Here is a 251-nt window from a genome sequence, read left to right on the forward strand (position 1 = left end):
GTTTTGAATCGTCCCAAGGCACCAGAAATGGCAGATAAGCAGGCGATGGTGCAGGGTATTGTGTCTGCTCATATCGAAGCGAATAAACTTTTTACTTCTGATTCCGGCGCTGGCCTGCCTGATCCTCATCAATGGGTTAAGTCCTGGATACAGGATAATGTCGAGTTACGAACGGGTAAGCGTATCGACCCTGATAAAGTCTGGCTGCATCAGTTCTTTCCTGCCCAGACCACCCCGTCTAAAAACACTAT

The 251-nt window shown here is 48.2% G+C and carries 1 protein-coding gene; it reads left to right on the forward strand.

The features are described from left to right. Nucleotides 1–27 precede the first annotated feature (27 nt). Nucleotides 28–251: hypothetical protein (locus AC0L3U_RS39900; RefSeq protein ID WP_473365198.1), on the forward strand; the 224-nt coding region annotated here is incomplete at its 3' end.

Source organism: Bradyrhizobium sp. Kon69, from assembly GCF_055807515.1.